Origin of the sequence: Vineibacter terrae (assembly GCF_008039615.1) — a bacterium.
Lineage (GTDB): Bacteria > Pseudomonadota > Alphaproteobacteria > Reyranellales > Reyranellaceae > Vineibacter > Vineibacter terrae.
Genome location: NZ_VDUZ01000125.1, coordinates 1 through 768 on the forward strand (window position 1 = coordinate 1; position 768 = coordinate 768).

The 768-nt window shown below is 66.5% G+C and carries 1 pseudogene; it reads right to left on the minus strand.

The annotated features are described in order from the left end of the window. Positions 1–590: pseudogene (locus tag FHP25_RS40490) on the minus strand (IS110 family transposase); the annotation flags it as partial. Between the last annotated feature and the right edge of the window lie 178 nt (positions 591–768).

A 768-nucleotide genomic window follows, 5' to 3' on the forward strand; every position in this document is an offset into this window, starting at 1 on the left:
CGCTCGGCCTTGGCCTGGGCCTCGAGGCGATCGATCTGCCGTTGCAGCACCTGCAGGCGCTCAAGCTCGTCGAGGATCTCCTGCTTGAGGAACGGCGGCAGGGGCCGGCCGTCGCCGGTGCGTGCATTGGCCAGCTTCTCAGGGAAGTTCCGGGCCCGCGGCTCCAGCTCACGCACACCTTGGCTGTGCAAGAGGCCCTTGATGCGGTTGGTGTGCGCCGTGCGTTCCTCGATCAGCCGATCGCGTTGCCGCGAGGGCCGGCGTGCATCCTCGTGCTCCACCGACGGCGGCCGCACCACGCTGCACACCCGCGGCTCGCCGCCCTCGTGGCGGATCAGCACCTGGATCAGGTTCTCCAGGTCCAGCCGGTCCGTCTTGGCGCGCCGATGGCGGCGGTTCACCTGCAGGCTGCCAGCATCCAGGACGCGGTTCTCCACCCCCAGCTCCCGCAGCCTACGATCCAGCCAGAAGCCGTCGTAGCCGGCCTCGTAGCAGCTGACGATCCGCACCGGCCGCCCCAGCCGCTGCTGCGCTTTCTGCTGCGCCTTGCTGATCAGCTTCCACGCGGCCTCCAGATCGCCTCCGGCCACAACATGACGGCTCAGCTTCTTGCTGCCTGATACTGTGATCCCCACAAGCCACTTCGCTTTGCCCAGTTCAAATGCGACGTACAGCGTGGCAAACTCCGTCTCAGCGGCGGGGGTGTCAGCGTGTTGCGAAGACTTCATCTCTCTTCCTCCGTAGGCTCGGTCCAAACTCAAAGCCTAC